The sequence below is a fragment of the Bradyrhizobium iriomotense genome (assembly GCF_030160715.1).
Classification (GTDB): Bacteria; Pseudomonadota; Alphaproteobacteria; order Rhizobiales; family Xanthobacteraceae; genus Bradyrhizobium; species Bradyrhizobium iriomotense.
Map to the genome: position 1 here is coordinate 94,863 of NZ_BSOW01000032.1, position 13,208 is coordinate 108,070.

Annotated in this window: 18 protein-coding genes; 2 read left to right on the forward strand and 16 right to left on the reverse strand. The window is 63.3% G+C overall.

Annotation, left to right across the window (positions count from 1 at the left end):
• Nucleotides 1–86: 86 nt before the first annotated feature.
• Genes QQL28_RS35145 through QQL28_RS35155 form a run of 3 tightly spaced genes read right to left on the reverse strand, consistent with a single transcriptional unit; the run spans nt 87 to nt 1,158 of the window.
• A complete protein-coding gene (locus QQL28_RS35145) occupies nt 87–275 on the reverse strand; it encodes a hypothetical protein (RefSeq protein WP_284273100.1) in 189 nt (62 codons plus the stop codon).
• Nucleotides 272–670 carry an LOG family protein gene (locus QQL28_RS35150; protein ID WP_284273102.1) on the reverse strand — a complete coding sequence of 133 codons (399 nt, stop codon included), beginning with the start codon at nt 668–670 and terminating at the stop codon, nt 272–274. Before QQL28_RS35150 ends, QQL28_RS35145 begins: the two co-directional genes overlap by 4 nt.
• Nucleotides 667–1,158 carry a hypothetical protein gene (locus QQL28_RS35155; protein ID WP_284273104.1) on the reverse strand — a complete coding sequence of 164 codons (492 nt, stop codon included), beginning with the start codon at nt 1,156–1,158 and terminating at the stop codon, nt 667–669. Before QQL28_RS35155 ends, QQL28_RS35150 begins: the two co-directional genes overlap by 4 nt.
• A 129-nt stretch (nt 1,159–1,287) precedes the next feature.
• Here QQL28_RS35155 and QQL28_RS35160 point away from each other — a divergent pair, with 129 nt between their 5' ends.
• A complete protein-coding gene (locus QQL28_RS35160) occupies nt 1,288–2,202 on the forward strand; it encodes a S1/P1 nuclease (RefSeq protein ID WP_284273106.1) in 915 nt (304 codons plus the stop codon).
• A gap of 30 nt (nt 2,203–2,232) precedes the next feature.
• Nucleotides 2,233–2,934 carry an SGNH/GDSL hydrolase family protein gene (locus QQL28_RS35165; protein WP_284273107.1) on the forward strand — a complete coding sequence of 234 codons (702 nt, stop codon included), beginning with the start codon at nt 2,233–2,235 and terminating at the stop codon, nt 2,932–2,934.
• A gap of 104 nt (nt 2,935–3,038) precedes the next feature.
• Here the strand turns inward: QQL28_RS35165 and QQL28_RS35170 are convergent, their stop codons facing one another.
• The 13 genes from QQL28_RS35170 to QQL28_RS35230 all read right to left on the reverse strand — a co-directional run bounded on the left by QQL28_RS35170 (nt 3,039) and on the right by QQL28_RS35230 (nt 13,193).
• Complete coding sequence (locus QQL28_RS35170) at nt 3,039–3,476, reverse strand: CopG family transcriptional regulator (protein ID WP_284273108.1); 438 nt, start codon at nt 3,474–3,476, stop codon at nt 3,039–3,041.
• A gap of 7 nt (nt 3,477–3,483) precedes the next feature.
• Nucleotides 3,484–5,466, reverse strand: coding sequence for a conjugal transfer protein TraG (locus QQL28_RS35175; RefSeq protein ID WP_284273109.1), 1,983 nt, complete (start codon nt 5,464–5,466; stop codon nt 3,484–3,486).
• Between the two features lie 41 nt (nt 5,467–5,507).
• The gene (locus QQL28_RS35180; RefSeq protein WP_284273111.1) at nt 5,508–7,247 is read right to left on the reverse strand and encodes a relaxase/mobilization nuclease domain-containing protein; all 1,740 of its coding nucleotides are present in this window, start codon (nt 7,245–7,247) and stop codon (nt 5,508–5,510) included.
• 360 nt (nt 7,248–7,607) lie between these two features.
• Nucleotides 7,608–8,345: a lytic transglycosylase domain-containing protein gene (locus tag QQL28_RS35185; RefSeq protein WP_284273113.1), complete on the reverse strand. Its 738-nt coding sequence runs from the start codon at nt 8,343–8,345 to the stop codon at nt 7,608–7,610.
• A 187-nt stretch (nt 8,346–8,532) separates the two neighbouring features.
• Complete coding sequence (locus tag QQL28_RS35190; RefSeq protein ID WP_284273114.1) at nt 8,533–8,868, reverse strand: DUF736 domain-containing protein; 336 nt, start codon at nt 8,866–8,868, stop codon at nt 8,533–8,535.
• Nucleotides 8,869–8,904: 36 nt separating this feature from the next.
• Complete coding sequence (locus QQL28_RS35195; protein ID WP_284273115.1) at nt 8,905–9,450, reverse strand: S26 family signal peptidase; 546 nt, start codon at nt 9,448–9,450, stop codon at nt 8,905–8,907.
• Nucleotides 9,447–9,965, reverse strand: coding sequence for a DUF2840 domain-containing protein (locus tag QQL28_RS35200; RefSeq protein ID WP_284273116.1), 519 nt, complete (start codon nt 9,963–9,965; stop codon nt 9,447–9,449). The genes QQL28_RS35195 and QQL28_RS35200 overlap by 4 nt, the downstream gene beginning before the upstream one ends.
• On the reverse strand, nt 9,962–10,216 hold the full coding sequence (locus QQL28_RS35205) for a ribbon-helix-helix protein (RefSeq protein WP_284273119.1): 255 nt from the start codon (nt 10,214–10,216) through the stop codon (nt 9,962–9,964). The genes QQL28_RS35200 and QQL28_RS35205 overlap by 4 nt, the downstream gene beginning before the upstream one ends.
• Nucleotides 10,213–10,848, reverse strand: a complete 636-nt coding sequence (gene parA / locus QQL28_RS35210) for a ParA family partition ATPase (RefSeq protein ID WP_284273121.1) — start codon at nt 10,846–10,848, stop codon at nt 10,213–10,215. Before parA ends, QQL28_RS35205 begins: the two co-directional genes overlap by 4 nt.
• On the reverse strand, nt 10,845–11,933 hold the full coding sequence (locus QQL28_RS35215) for a replication initiator protein A (RefSeq protein WP_284273123.1): 1,089 nt from the start codon (nt 11,931–11,933) through the stop codon (nt 10,845–10,847). The genes parA and QQL28_RS35215 overlap by 4 nt, the downstream gene beginning before the upstream one ends.
• 13 nt (nt 11,934–11,946) lie before the next feature.
• On the reverse strand, nt 11,947–12,198 hold the full coding sequence (locus tag QQL28_RS35220; protein ID WP_284273125.1) for a helix-turn-helix transcriptional regulator: 252 nt from the start codon (nt 12,196–12,198) through the stop codon (nt 11,947–11,949).
• A gap of 208 nt (nt 12,199–12,406) precedes the next feature.
• Nucleotides 12,407–12,922, reverse strand: coding sequence for a DUF2285 domain-containing protein (locus QQL28_RS35225; protein WP_284273127.1), 516 nt, complete (start codon nt 12,920–12,922; stop codon nt 12,407–12,409).
• A 61-nt stretch (nt 12,923–12,983) separates the two neighbouring features.
• Nucleotides 12,984–13,193: a transcriptional regulator domain-containing protein gene (locus QQL28_RS35230; protein ID WP_271553998.1), complete on the reverse strand. Its 210-nt coding sequence runs from the start codon at nt 13,191–13,193 to the stop codon at nt 12,984–12,986.
• Between the last annotated feature and the right edge of the window lie 15 nt (nt 13,194–13,208).

The following is a 13,208-nucleotide window of genomic DNA, read 5'->3' on the forward strand; positions in this document are numbered from 1 at the left end:
GTTATCATCAGCCAAACGGGCTCTCGTGAGCAGACCCCGCGGCAGTCTGGCCAAGCTAGTCGTTCGAGCTAACGAACATTCCGTAATCAAGTCGTCACATTCAGCATGGCGGCAAGTTCGTGCTGAGCTTTGCGCATTCGGGTTTCGATCAGCGCGGCTATCTCTTCGAACTTCGTAGTAAACTTCACTTTCTGAAGGATCTGCGCAGTGTCCTTGCGGCCATAGTGGAAAATCCGTTCGAGGATGTTGCGCACGTCGATGCCGGGGCGCGTCACCCCCCGCTCGCATCGAATTCTGCGTCCCGCCGCCAAAAGTCGTCCGGATCGAAGAAAATCATCGGGATAAAATCGTCCGCCGTCGACGCGTAAAAGTTCAGTTCGACGTCCTGAAAGATTTCGCGCAACGTGCCGCCGCCGCCCTGCGCGTAGATGATGCCCGCCCTTGACTGTGCGATCAGTGCTTCCTCGCGTATGCTGTTCTGAAAATATTTGGCGTAGGCGCTTGCAAAGGGCGTCGAAGGCTCTGACCCGTAGAACCAGGTCGGGATTGCGAGGCTTTCGCCCCGCTCCTTCGGCGCGCTGTCCCTCACCTCAAGCCCCTTATTGAGCCACTTGCGCGCCCCATCGGCGCTTTCCTCGTAGCCCGGTGCGAGGTCGCCCGATTTCGTCAAAATATTACCGAGCCCCTTCGGGAGCGACGGCTCCTCGCCGAGGGCGGTAAGGGCTCGGGCGAAAGTCGCATCATCGGCATAGGCGAAGGTGGCGCCAACGTGAGTGGCTTCCATTGCGCCAGGCCCACCCCCGTGACAAGCAGATAGCCGCGTTTCGTGAGGTAACGCCCCAGTTCAGCGACGGCTTTATAGGCCGGGTGCAGGCGCGAAAGACTATGGCCACCCATCACGCCAACGAGCGTAGGCTCCGTCGGGCGAGCCAAAAATGTCTTTAAAGCCTCCGCGATACGTGCGTCATGTTCGGCTTGAGCGAGCCTGATGTCGAGCGTTCGGGGCGTCGAGATGCCGTCAGAAACATAACGGCGATAGGCACCGAAATCCCAAGACTTGACGAACGCCAATTTGTCGCTGGGATCATAGCCTTGCAACAGATCGCCAATATCATACAGCCTGTCGGGCTTTCCGTAGTCGGGCAATTTGCCAGCCATGGATGTCGTCCTTCAAATAAGGGGGGTGTCGAAAAAATCATTTTGGACGACGGATTGCAATATGACGGAGGCTCTAGCTAAAGTCGAGCCGTTAGATCGAAAATTGTCATTGCACGGACGGAGCGAGTGATGAGCAATCGATTCCCCTTCTCGAAGAGCTGGATTTTTCTGACCGTGGTTTTCACTATTTTTGGGTCCGACGCTTGGGCATGGGGAGAGGAAGGTCATTCCATCGTCGCGGAGATCGCTCAACGGCGGCTCACACAGAACGCAGCCCAGGCCATCACCCAAATCCTTCGAGCCAATCCGAATTCGACGCCTTATTCGACGCCGTCACTGGCATCGATTTCAACGTGGGCAGATGAGGTTCGTTACAACGGCCCCAAGCCTAACGAGACCTACAATTGGCATTTTGTTGATATTCCAAGGCAGGATACGCACTATGATCCGGCAACGGAGTGTCCAAAGGAAAAGCCTGAGCAAGGCGACTGCGTCATCAATGAGTTGTCCCGCTTGAGGAACGAGTTGCGTTGCACCGCAGGCGATCAGCAGCTTCGCGCCCTCAAATTCGCCGTACACTTCGTAGGCGACATTCACCAGCCTTTCCACACGGTCTGGGAGAATATAGGCGGCAACGGGATCACGTTTACGACCGACAAACTGCAGTTTAAGGGAAAGACATGCTCGGCCGATAAATGTTCGACACCACCGGACAATCTCCACAAAATGTGGGACACAACTCTGATCCGCGCGATGGAGTACAATTGGCCGACCTTCGTCGATGACCTGGAAGCGGGTTGGCTGACAACCGATGCAGCCAAGAACGACAACAAGGACGACCCGGTTGCGTGGGCCGAGGACGCCCACAATGCAGCGATCGCCTTCAACGTCTGGGTAGATGCTGGTGCGACTCTCGATCAGGCCTACTATGATCGAGTCACTCCGCTTATTAGCCAACAACTCGGCTTCGCCGGCATACGGCTTGCAAGGTATCTGAACGACGTATTCAGCTCTTCGCAGTGCCCTTATACGCCGCGCCAGTGACGCCGCGGGCAATTGGCTTCGGGGATCAGCATGTCGGAAACCCTTAACTGCGATACGCCACCGGACCTGACTTCGTTGGGACAGCGGCTGCCCCGGCTCGCGGAGGCTTTGGAGGGAACAGGCGACATCAGTATCGTCGCCATCGGTTCATCCTCGACCTTCGGCGAGGGAGCAAGCCCCGGCAACGGGTACGTAGACAAGCTCGCAACAGCACTCGCTAGCCGTTTTCCGGGGCGCAAGATCAATATGCACAACGCCGGCGTAAACGGCGATGAAGCGCCAAATGAAGCCGCACGGTTCAAGAAGGAGGTTATCTCGTTTAATCCAGCTTTGGTGATTTGGCAGGTCGGCACCAATGCGGCTTGGAAGGACTATTTTCTAGACGATGTCGGAGCGGCCATTATCCGTGGCATCGATCATCTGTCAAAAACCAACGCCGACCTCGTCTTGATGAACCTTCAGTATGCACCTGCGTTGCTCCAAAAAGACGAGACGCCGACGGCCGCAACGCAAGAGATGCTTCGCATCATTGAAACCATCGCGGCCGCGCATGATGTCGCGTTGTTCCGCCGTTTCGAAATCATGCGCTACTGGCATGTCAAACGCGGTATCCCGATCGACCAGATGATCAGTAATTTCGACGGATATTGGCTGCATCAGAATGATTGGAGCTACAACTGCATAGCTCAAGCCCTCTGTGACAGCTTGGCCGAAGCGGCTGTCCCGGACTAAGCCAAAGACGTCGGTAAAAGGACGGCACCGGCCCTCCATTCATAAATCGCCACCGCGGCTGGATTTTTGCCCACGCGGCGAGAGATCATCGGACGATTAAGCGGCTACCCGTCCATCGGCTTACTCTCCTGAATATCGTCCGGGATCTCCTGTCGCAGCTTTGGCCCTTGACTGAGCCGTCGGCCGAGCGCCGCAACGAAATTATCATAACGCGCTCCGGCCTGTGCTCTCGCGGCCTTGGCAGCCGGTTCCGGGAGTGGCGGTGTTGTCGTCAGCCAGAAGCGGATGAAGAGGGCGATGGTCTCGACTGAAATCCCGACATCCCGCTCAAGGCGAGCGATCCGGCGGTCGATCTGGTCGAGGCGCTTGGCGATGGCAGCTTCACGCCGTTCATCGGCGTCTGGCGACAGAAAGGACGCAATGGCGGCTTCTGCGGTGAGCGACAGCGGCTGCTCGCGCCGGGCGGCATAGGCCGACAGCGCCGTCATGACGTCCGGCTCGAGATAGACCGACATCTGGGCCTTCTTCTTCGGCGTGGTCATCCCTGCCTCATAATCCGAGATCATCACCAGGGTCGAGCGACGCTTGACGCGCGACGCCCTGCATCATGTCGTTCATGCGCCTGATCCGCGGGGCATCTTCATCGAGCTCGTCGGCGAGGTCGGGCGCGAACTCGTTGTCGAGCGGTTCCTTTTTCTCCACGAAATCTTGATCCAGTTCAGGCTGCCGCCGGCGGTCGGCGGTCTTTGGATCTTCGTCGTCCGTCTGGTCGTCGGTCGACGCCTGTAATGCCGTTGGGCGCGGCGGCAGAGGCCGTAAGCTCCAATCATCTGGCCGGCTGCCATTGGGTTTGGTCAGCGTCGGCGGCGCCAGAATGCGCTCTTGGAAGCGCCCGTCCTCGTAATAGCGCCCCTTCTTCGCCCGAATCGGATGGAGACCCGACATCATGACGATCTCATCTGATGGCGGGAGCTGCATCATCTCGCCGGGCGTCAGCAGCGGACGGGCGGTCTCCGACCGCGACACCATCAGGTGGCCGAGCCAAGGCGCGAGCCGGCTGCCGGCATAGTTCTTCATCGCCTTCATCTCGGTCGCGGTGCCGAGCGCGTCGCTCACCCGCTTCGCGGTCCGCTCGTCGTTGGTCGCGAAGCTGACCCGGACGTGACAGTTGTCGAGGATCGAGTTGTTGGGCCCATAGGCCTTCTCGATCTGGTTCAGGGACTGGGCGATCAGAAAGCTCTTGATGCCGTAACCCGCCATGAACGCCAAGGCGCTCTCGAAGAAGTCGAGCCGGCCGAGCGCGGGGAACTCGTCGAGCATCAGGAGGAGCCGGCGCCGTCCGGCCTTGGCCTGAAGATCCTCGGTCAAGCGGCGGCCGATCTGGTTGAGGATCAGGCGGATCAGCGGCTTGGTGCGGTTGATGTCCGACGGCGGTACCACGAGGTACAGCGTGGTCGCTCGCTCTCCGCCGACGATGTCGGTGATCCGCCAGTCGCAGCGCCGCGTCACCTCCGCCACGACCGGGTCGCGGTAGAGGCCCAGGAACGACATCGCGGTGCTCAGGACGCCGGAACGTTCGTTGCCGGATTTGTTCAGTAGCTCCCGCGCAGCGGAAGCGACCACTGGATGGACACCGGCCTCGCCGAGATGCGCCGTCCGCATCATCGCGGCAAGAGTGGACTCGATCGGCCGCTTCGGATCGGACAGGAAGGCTGCGACGCCAGCGAGCGTCTTGTCCTCCTCAGCGTAAAGGACATGGAGGATGGCGCCGACCAGGAGCGCATGACTGGTTTTCTCCCAATGATTCCGCTTCTCGAGGCTGCCCTCCGGGTCGACCAGGATGTCGGCGATGTTCTGGACATCGCGCACCTCCCACTCGCCACGGCGGACCTCGAGCAGCGGGTTGTAGGCCGACGACTTCGCGTTGGTCGGATCGAACAGGAGGACGCGGCCATGGTGGCTGCGGAAGCCGGCGGTGAGCTGCCAGTTCTCGCCCTTGATGTCGTGAACGATCGCCGAGCCCGGCCAGGTCAGGAGCGAAGGGATGACGAGGCCGACACCCTTGCCCGATCTCGTGGGAGCGAAGCAGAGGACATGCTCCGGCCCATCATGGCGAAGATAGGCGCGCTCGAACCGGCCGAGCACGACCCCGTCCGGCCCAAGCAATCCGGCCTGCGCGATCTCCTTTGCCTCTGCCCATCGCGCGGAGCCATAGGTTTCGGCATTCTCTGCCTCGCGGGCGCGCCAGACCGACATGCCGATCGCAACGGCTGCGGCGATGATGCCGCCGGATGCCGCGATGTAGGCGCCCTCGGTGAAGATTGAGGGCGCATAGGCATCGTAAGCGAACCACCACCAGAAGAAGGCCGGCGGGAGATAGAAGGGAAAATGGAGCAGCTCGAACCAGGGCTGCCCCAGCTGGGGCTGAAAGCCAAGCCGCCAGGCTGTCCACTCCGTCGCGGCCCAGATCGTCAGCACGACGATCGCAAAGACCGTGATGACCTGCCCCCAGAGAATCTTGGTCGCGGACATGGCGGCCGCCCTCTCCTGGCGTCGGTGATTGGAAGTATCGCTCACAGGCCAAGCCCTCGGTTGCGCCCGAAACCCCAATCGATGCCGCCATCCGCGCGAGCGACGCCGGAGACATGCCGGCCGAGCTGCTTTTCGAGCGAGGGCGTCCAGGGCACGAGCTGGAAGCCGAGACCATCGTCGATCATGGCGAAGCGACCGGAAGCGAGCGCGAAGCGCTGCCGATAGGTGCCCGAGACATATTGGCCGGCAGCCGACGGATTAAACGGCTGGCCGGTCTCGATCGCGAGCTGCTTGCCGAGATCCTCCAATTCCCGGCGCCGCAGCGTGCCGATGAGGTTCTTCGCGAATACCAGCCCATGCGCCTGGCGCTCGGCGAGCCCCTGCTCGACGAGCTGCTCGGCCCGCCGTTGCATGGCGTCGCGGACCTCGGCGCCGAAGCCGGCCTGGCCAAGTGCTAACGGATCGCGGGCGACGGCCTGGCGGTCGAGCCATGTTGCGCCGCTCGCGGTCACCTGCGCTTCGATCGAGAAATCGGAGCGGACGGCGAGCGCCACGCGACGCTGCCCTCTCGCGTCATCGAATTTGCGGAGCTCGACGATCGAGCCCGGTGTGCTGTCGCCGGCGGCGTCGAGATCGGGCAGCCTGATGTGGTGGGTGCGGCCATCGACGCCGTCGACCACGGCATAGGCGGTCCCCTTGAGTTCATCGTCGAGACCGCGATCGACGAGGCGTCCCATGACGGGGACGTCCAGGCTTTCACCTGATAGCACGTAGCTCGCAGTCCCACGCTCGATGCCTCGCTCGGTCAGGCTGCGGTGGATACGCTTGATGATGTCGCCGCGCTCGCTGAGCTCGCGCAACGTCGTCTCGGCGGCCTCGTCCATGACCCATTGGCCTGGCCCGAGCTGATGAGCGAGGCCGAGGCTCTCCAGGCGCCGCAGCCGGCCGACCTTCAACGCATGGAACTGATCAGGCGGCTCTGCCGGATTGGGCGCAAGGTCGATGACGCCATGCCGGTCTGCATCGCGAACCAGCTGGCGGTCGAGCTGTGTCCAGCGTTCGGCTTCGACCTGGCGCTCGAGCGAGCGGCGGATGTCGAGATCGGAGCGCAATCCGAGTTCTTGCGTGACCAAGTCCTGGGCGCGGGCGCGCATCCCCTCCTTGATGTAGTCACGGGAGATGACGAGGTCCTGACCGCCGTCGGCGACGCCCCGCACGATGATGTGCACGTGCGGATGCTGGGTGTTCCAGTGATCGACGCCCACCCAGTCGAGCGTTGTGTCCAGATCCTTCTCCATCTGGCCAACCAGCTCGCGGGCGAAGCCCTTGAGGTCGGCCATATCGGCTGCGTCTTCCGGCGAGACGATGAAGCGGAAATGGTGGCGGTCATCCTGACAGTGCTCGGCAAAGGCCTTCGGATCGGCGTCCTCCGTGTCCGGGCCGAACAGGAGGGCCTTCTTCCCGTCCCGGGTGACGCCCTCCCGCCGGAGATAGCCGAGATGCACAGCGAGCGGCGCCGATCTCGCCTTATGCCGCACAACGCGGGTCTTGATCGTCACCAGGCGCGAGCGGCCGGTGAGCAGACGGTTCGCCCGCACGCTAGCGAGGCGGCCGCGGCCGAAGCGCGAATGACGGGGGCTTACGAGATGGCCGGCTCGCGAAATGCCGCCGCCGGCGCGCTGAGCGGCGGCAAGCGCCTGGGCGATGAAGGGCTTGGCCCGCTGGCTCCGCGAAGAGCGGATCCGGCCAGGCCGAGGGTGGAAATCGTTCTCTTCAGCCATTGCCAGCCTCGGCAATGTGCAAAATTGAGAGACCGGGCAATGAGTTGATGGTGAGGCGCACATTGCACGCCGAGGCCACACATTGCCGGATCAGCAAAAAAACAAAGCAACAACAACCGACCGACCGAGCCGCACATTGCGGCCTTTTATCTCGCCCTCGCCCTCGTTCGGTCGTTGCCTGCTCCTCTCCCTCGCCTGCTCTTTCCTTTTCGCCGGTCAGCGCTGAAATGCGCCTGAGCCAGAATTGGCATAGGATCCCCGCGGCGCGTCGCCATTGCGTGAAAACGGTCCAGATGTCCGCAGCATGGGTGCTTACGGGTGCGCATCGATCGGCTTCATTGTTTTGCCCACGCCGTGAAGTCATTGCAATCGTCCCGGTGTCGAGAGAGCGACGAACAGGCCTTCCGACTGCGGAGCGATGGCCGAGAGATCGTGCACTGGAACTGCAGCCGGCATGTCGTGCGCTGGTCGATCGAATGTTGCTGGCGCGGAAGAGGACGGCCCGTCAGCGTGGCCCAAAAAGAGCGGTGCCCGCGTCCAGGATGAACGAGAGGAGGCCGCCAGGAGGAGAGGCTCTGGCGTCCTCTCCGCATCGACAAAAGGGACGATGGCCGCGACATAGGCTTTCGTCTCCGCCGGGAGCGGACGATGTCTATCGCGAAAATCCTCGTAGCGGCCGGGACCCGCATTGTAGGCCGCAAGGAAACCAGGCGAGCCGTAGCGGTCGTGCAGTTCGCGAAGGAAGGCGGCGCCGGCGAGGATGTTGTCGCGGGGATCGAAGGGATCGCGCCCGAGACCGTAGCGAACGCGCATGTCGGCCCAGGTCTTGGGCATGAGTTGCATCAGGCCGAGTGCGCCTTTTGGTGAGACAGCGCGCCGATCGCCGCTGCTCTCGATGTGCATGACGGCGCGAATCCATGCAGTCGGAATGCCAAAGCGCTGCGCGGCTTCCGCTACATAAGCGACATAGCGGTCGCTTGCTGTTTGACTTCGCGTCGACGCTTTCTCTGCTGACACCGCCGGCATTGACCCACCAATCACGAGCAGGCCGACGAGCAGGAGAATGGCAAAGCGCGCCGTCTCTCCGCCGTGACGCAAACAATGCGCCGTGCTCGCATCTGTCAGGCGTATGCGCGGCGGGCCGTCCTGCCCTCGACCGCTGGTCTGCGCAGCGGCCGACCGACGTTCGAGCAGGATGGGCGGATGAGACGGCTTCCCCCCGAACAAAGGGGTGCTCCGTTGATGCGCCTCGTTACGGGCATGCGTGACAGGATCCTGCATGCAATCAGTCCCGCTCGGCGCGTTGGGGCAGACGGTTCCAGTTCAGCGTCCAGGTCGACTGGTCGTCGCCCGACCGGAAGAGATTGGCGCGGATCGGCCGCGGTAGCGCCGGGTCGTCAATGATGAGCGAAACGTACTCGCCTGCCTTCTCTCCAGTGCGCTTCCAGCCGGCGCCGATCTCTGGGCCCTCGGCATCGCCGAGGCGGATGCGGTAGTCTGGCGCGTTATCGGCATCCGAGGATTCGGCTGGGGTGAGGATGAGAATCCGTTCGAAGAAGAGCGTTTGAATGCGCCCGGTGAAGGTAGACTTCTCGCGAGTAAACTGACCGATTTGTGCCATGGGAAACCTCCTGGGTTGGGCGGGTTGGGAAGCGGGTCAATCGGTGGCCGCACGCCAGACGAAACGGCCGTCGCCGGCTTCGTCAGTCCAAAGCGGGACTGCGCGTGCGAGGATCGAGGTGACGGGGAGCGCGCCGAAATAGCGGCCGTCCAGGCTGTCCGGGACGGTCGGGTTCATGAGGAAGACCTCGCCCGGCTGGAGGGTGTGGCACCCGCTCCAGCGCGGCAGCGGTCGGCCGAGATGGTCGCGATCATGTGCGGCGCCGACATCGACATGATCGACGGTGACGGTGTCGCCTGACCGGCACACGGTTTGCCCGGGCAGCGCCATCACATGCTTGAGCAGTGGCAAACCGTTCGGAAGAAAGCCGCCTTCGGCAAGCATGCTCGCGATAGGTTCGGGTAGCCGCACCGCGACCAGTTCCAAGGCGCGCAGCTCGCCAACCGGATGCAGCGCGTAGAGCCCTATCGGTGTGCTCGCGGTGGCGTTCCAGATCAGCCGCGGCGCGGGATGAAGGAACGCCAGGGCGCCGGCGACCAGCGCCGCAATGTACGTCAACATGAGATAGCCGAAGCGGGTCATGGCGTGACGCTCCGGCGCTTGAGCCAGGCCACATGCTGCTCGAGCGTGTAGGCGCGCGGTTCGTGACCGGCGGCGAGGCGATTGTGGAGATGCCGCCAGTATTCGGGCGCGGCGTCGGCCGGATCGGTGCCGAGCGCCTCGATGGCGTCTACCGCCTGCAGCACACGTTCGACCTTCGGCCAGCTATCGACGCGCAGCAGGATCTCGCCGCCCGGTCGGACGAATGGCAGCGTCTGATAGCGCTGGCCTGACTCCACAGCGCGCACGATGTCCATGCGCGATACCACGGTGCCGTAGTCATTCGATGCCCAGCGCACGAAGCCGAAGATGCTGCCGGCCATAAAGCTCGATATGCTGCGGCGACGGTCGAGGATCTTCTCCTCGGCACGGCGGCCGAAGCGCAGCCAGTGCTCGATCCTCTTCTCGATCCAGGTCAGCTCCACATGAGTGAGCGCGACACCGCGTCGATGCAAGGTCGGCACGGCACGCGGCGGCAAGGCCTCGTTGTCATTCATGACGGCTCTCCGGCGTCAGTGGGGAATTCGCGCGCCAGCAGTTCGCGCAGCATGTCGGCGACGGTGACGCTGCGCTGGAACGCGGCGACCTTGATACGGCCGCGCAGCGTTGGCGTGACATCAATTGTCAGCCGCGCGGTGAAGGCCGCTGCGTCATCCATGCGACGCGGCGGCGCGTCGCTGGCCTTGATCCAGCGCTCAGCATCGCCAGGTCTGGATGCGAAACTGCGCTTGGTGGAGCGCTCGCTCATGGCGCGATCCTCGCGACTTCGGCGGCGAGCGCGGCAATCTCGCGGGCAGCAGCGCTCTGCTCGACGAGCTCGAAGACGAGCCGGCCGGACTGCGCGGCGTCGGCGAAGATGACGCGCTGGCCGATGGTGCTGACGAGCACCGGCGGATCGTGATCGGCAAGTGCCTCGATCGTCTCGCGGGCGATGAGCGTGCGCGCGCCGCAGCGGTTGAGCACAAAGCGCGCGGCGAGCTGCGGACGATAGATGCGGGCCTCGCGCAGCAGAGCCAGCATCTCGGCCGAGGCCCAGCCGTCGAGCGGCGACGGTTGCACGGGGATCAGTACCAGGTCGGCCGCCAGAAGCGCCGAGCGCATCAATCCAGCGATGCGCGGTCCATCAATGACGACATGATCGGCGGTGCGCGCGATCTCCGGCGCCTCGCGGTGGAGCGTGTCGCGCGCGAGGCCAACGACGCCGAATAACCGTGCGACGTTCTCCCGCGCCCGCTGCTGCGACCAGTCCAATGCCGAGCCCTGGGGGTCAGCATCGATCAGCGTCACGCGCTTTCCGCGCAGCGCCCATTCGCCAGCGAGGTGCAGGGCGAGCGTCGTCTTGCCGACACCGCCCTTCTGGTTGAGCAGCGCGACAATCATCGCTTGCCTCCCGCCTTGCGGTCGAGAAGCGGCAGAGATGGTTGGCGTGGGTGCTTGGTTGGCGGCTCAGCGCCGGCGTCGGCGCTATCCGCAACACGCACGGGCCCACTACAACAGTTAGATTCTAGGTTAGACTCTAAGTTAGATTCTATATTAGAGGCATGCGTGCGAAGTCCCGATGGGGCTGCGTGCGGAATCCCGATACGGTTTGCGTGCGAAGTCCCGAGCGCTTCCACAGCGCTGTCCACAGGGCCAGTGGACAACTTTGTCGGCAGAATGCGCAGCAGCTCATGGCGGCCCTCGCGTTCGACGTGCAAGCCGTAGCCGGGGAGTGGTTGACGTGCGGCGATAAGGCGGATCTGCCGCGCGAAATCGGAGACGCGCACCAGGCTGCCGGATTTCTTGTGGAGGTGCGCGATCTCGAACAGCCATCCCCTTGGCTGGCGGCCGGCGTGCTTGCGCGCGACGCGGTAGAGCCAGCGCTCGATCCCGCCGGTCAGGCCGAAGTAGGCCGGATCAATCGTGAGAACGAGTGAGCGATCGATGACGCCGCGATAGAACCAGTCAGGGAGGACAAATTCCATGCCTTCCACGCGACCGTCGCGCCTCGCGCATTCCTCCCATTCGTTGATCCAGGAGAATTGGTGACGCCGCCAATGCTCGCCCTGCCGAATGGTGGTGCGGATGACGGTCGCCTGCAGACGCGCCAGTGCCCCCTTCAAGAGCTTGTAGTCCCGCGCGCCGGTCTGCCGGCCGACTGCGATCAGGAGCTGGTAGGGCGTGAAGCGCAGGAAGCGTGAGGTCTTCAGACCATGGTTCTCAGCTTCGACAATCTGGCTCGCCGCCCAAATCAGCACGTCCGCATCCCAAATGGTCGCCATGCCGTGCTCTGGGACTGCAAAGACTTCGACGCACACGTCGCCGGCCTCGTAGAGGATAGGTCTCGTCCGCTTGGCCTTGGCGAGCGAGAAGAATGGCCGCTCCATCAGGTCGCGCTGATCGCGCGGGCTGGCGTCGCCGATGGCGACAACGAACGGATCGAGCTTGCTTCGCTCGCTGGGCGTGATGGGGCGGCGCGACGACATGGCGGGCGTTGCCTTAGCGATGCGCGTTGCCGGCGGCGCGGGCTTCGACGTAGCGAGGATCCGACGTTGAGCTGCAGGCGGCCTGATCGGCCCAGGCTTCGAGATCGCCGATCGCGTAGACGACGCGGCCGCCGAGCTTGCGGAAGGTCGGACCGTTGCCATGGCAGCGGTATTTCTCAAGCGTGCGCGGCGAGATGCCGAGGAGGCGCGCGGCCTCGGGGGTGCGCACGTAGCGGGTTGAGAGTTGCGCGGGCCTATCGAGCATGGGAGATCTCCGTCTTGCCTCGAAGCGCCGCGGCCAAGTCGCGGCTTGTCCGGGCCAGAGTGGCGGAGAGTTCAGGCGTTGGGGGTGGACGAAAAACTATGTAGGTTTGTGTCCCCCCATCGTCGCAACCAGGCGAAGCCGAGCGCTACCAGCTGGGCGCAACTAACTCATCAGGGCGGCGGATGGCTTGGAGGGATCAGGGACTCGATCAGAGGCCGCGTAGAAGCTTCAGATAGCCGCGCTCGACCAAAGCGATTGAATCATGAATGAGCCGGTTCGCCTTGCGGCGGGCATGCGAATCCTTCCACTCGACCGAACGACGCTGCGCGTGGTCGGAGGCGAGCACCTTCGCTGCCACTTCTCGCGGGCCGCCGCCGAGGTCATGGACGTCGAAGGCGTGAAGGAGCTGAATCAGTCGCCGCTTCTGGAATGACGTCAGCCGCAGCGCCGCCGGTAGAAGATCGACGCGCTGGCCACTAAGGCGACGCACGAAGTGTAGCACCACGTCGGCGCGCAGTTCGCCCATGCTGTCGAGCGGCACAAGCACGGCGGGGCGGCGCGCGGCCTGCTCGTCGCGCAAACGGACATGGAGCTCACCTGAGCCGTCGGCGACAACCAGCTCGCGACCGTCAGCGTCTATCCGCTCGACGATTGGCAGTCCGAAAGCGTTGCGATCAATCGAATGAACGGTCTCGAAGTCTGGCGGCGCGGGCGTCAGGATCAATGTTCCCGGTGATGCCTCGGGCAGCCAAATGGCTGGTTCGGGCCCAACCGGAGAGGCGGGATCATGGGCGACACCGCAACCTCCATCGACGTGCGAAAATCGTTCGGATGGTGTTGGGATCGGAGTCGCCGCGCGCGATCTGGCGCTCAGTGCGGGCGAAGTCGCGGCGGTAGTCGGCATTGCGACGAAGGAATTCGAGGGCAAAACCCGGGCGCTCAAGACGATTCAGGCGTTCGATGGTCTCCGGCGAGCGCCAGTACTGGGTCGGCATGGTCTGTCTTCTCGT

What these genes read in the sequence shown, in the direction of transcription:
- QQL28_RS35155 (WP_284273104.1), bottom strand. Translation starts at nt 1,158, where the DNA reads ATGGCTGGCAAATTGCCCGACTACGGAAAGCCCGACAGGCTGTATGAT.
- QQL28_RS35160 (WP_284273106.1), top strand. Translation starts at nt 1,288, where the DNA reads ATGAGCAATCGATTCCCCTTCTCGAAGAGCTGGATTTTTCTGACCGTG.
- QQL28_RS35165 (WP_284273107.1), top strand. Translation starts at nt 2,233, where the DNA reads ATGTCGGAAACCCTTAACTGCGATACGCCACCGGACCTGACTTCGTTG.
- QQL28_RS35170 (WP_284273108.1), bottom strand. Translation starts at nt 3,476, where the DNA reads ATGACCACGCCGAAGAAGAAGGCCCAGATGTCGGTCTATCTCGAGCCG.
- QQL28_RS35175 (WP_284273109.1), bottom strand. Translation starts at nt 5,466, where the DNA reads ATGTCCGCGACCAAGATTCTCTGGGGGCAGGTCATCACGGTCTTTGCG.
- QQL28_RS35180 (WP_284273111.1), bottom strand. Translation starts at nt 7,247, where the DNA reads ATGGCTGAAGAGAACGATTTCCACCCTCGGCCTGGCCGGATCCGCTCT.
- QQL28_RS35190 (WP_284273114.1), bottom strand. Translation starts at nt 8,868, where the DNA reads ATGGCACAAATCGGTCAGTTTACTCGCGAGAAGTCTACCTTCACCGGG.
- QQL28_RS35195 (WP_284273115.1), bottom strand. Translation starts at nt 9,450, where the DNA reads ATGACCCGCTTCGGCTATCTCATGTTGACGTACATTGCGGCGCTGGTC.
- QQL28_RS35200 (WP_284273116.1), bottom strand. Translation starts at nt 9,965, where the DNA reads ATGAATGACAACGAGGCCTTGCCGCCGCGTGCCGTGCCGACCTTGCAT.
- QQL28_RS35205 (WP_284273119.1), bottom strand. Translation starts at nt 10,216, where the DNA reads ATGAGCGAGCGCTCCACCAAGCGCAGTTTCGCATCCAGACCTGGCGAT.
- parA (WP_284273121.1), bottom strand. Translation starts at nt 10,848, where the DNA reads ATGATTGTCGCGCTGCTCAACCAGAAGGGCGGTGTCGGCAAGACGACG.
- QQL28_RS35215 (WP_284273123.1), bottom strand. Translation starts at nt 11,933, where the DNA reads ATGTCGTCGCGCCGCCCCATCACGCCCAGCGAGCGAAGCAAGCTCGAT.
- QQL28_RS35220 (WP_284273125.1), bottom strand. Translation starts at nt 12,198, where the DNA reads ATGCTCGATAGGCCCGCGCAACTCTCAACCCGCTACGTGCGCACCCCC.
- QQL28_RS35230 (WP_271553998.1), bottom strand. Translation starts at nt 13,193, where the DNA reads ATGCCGACCCAGTACTGGCGCTCGCCGGAGACCATCGAACGCCTGAAT.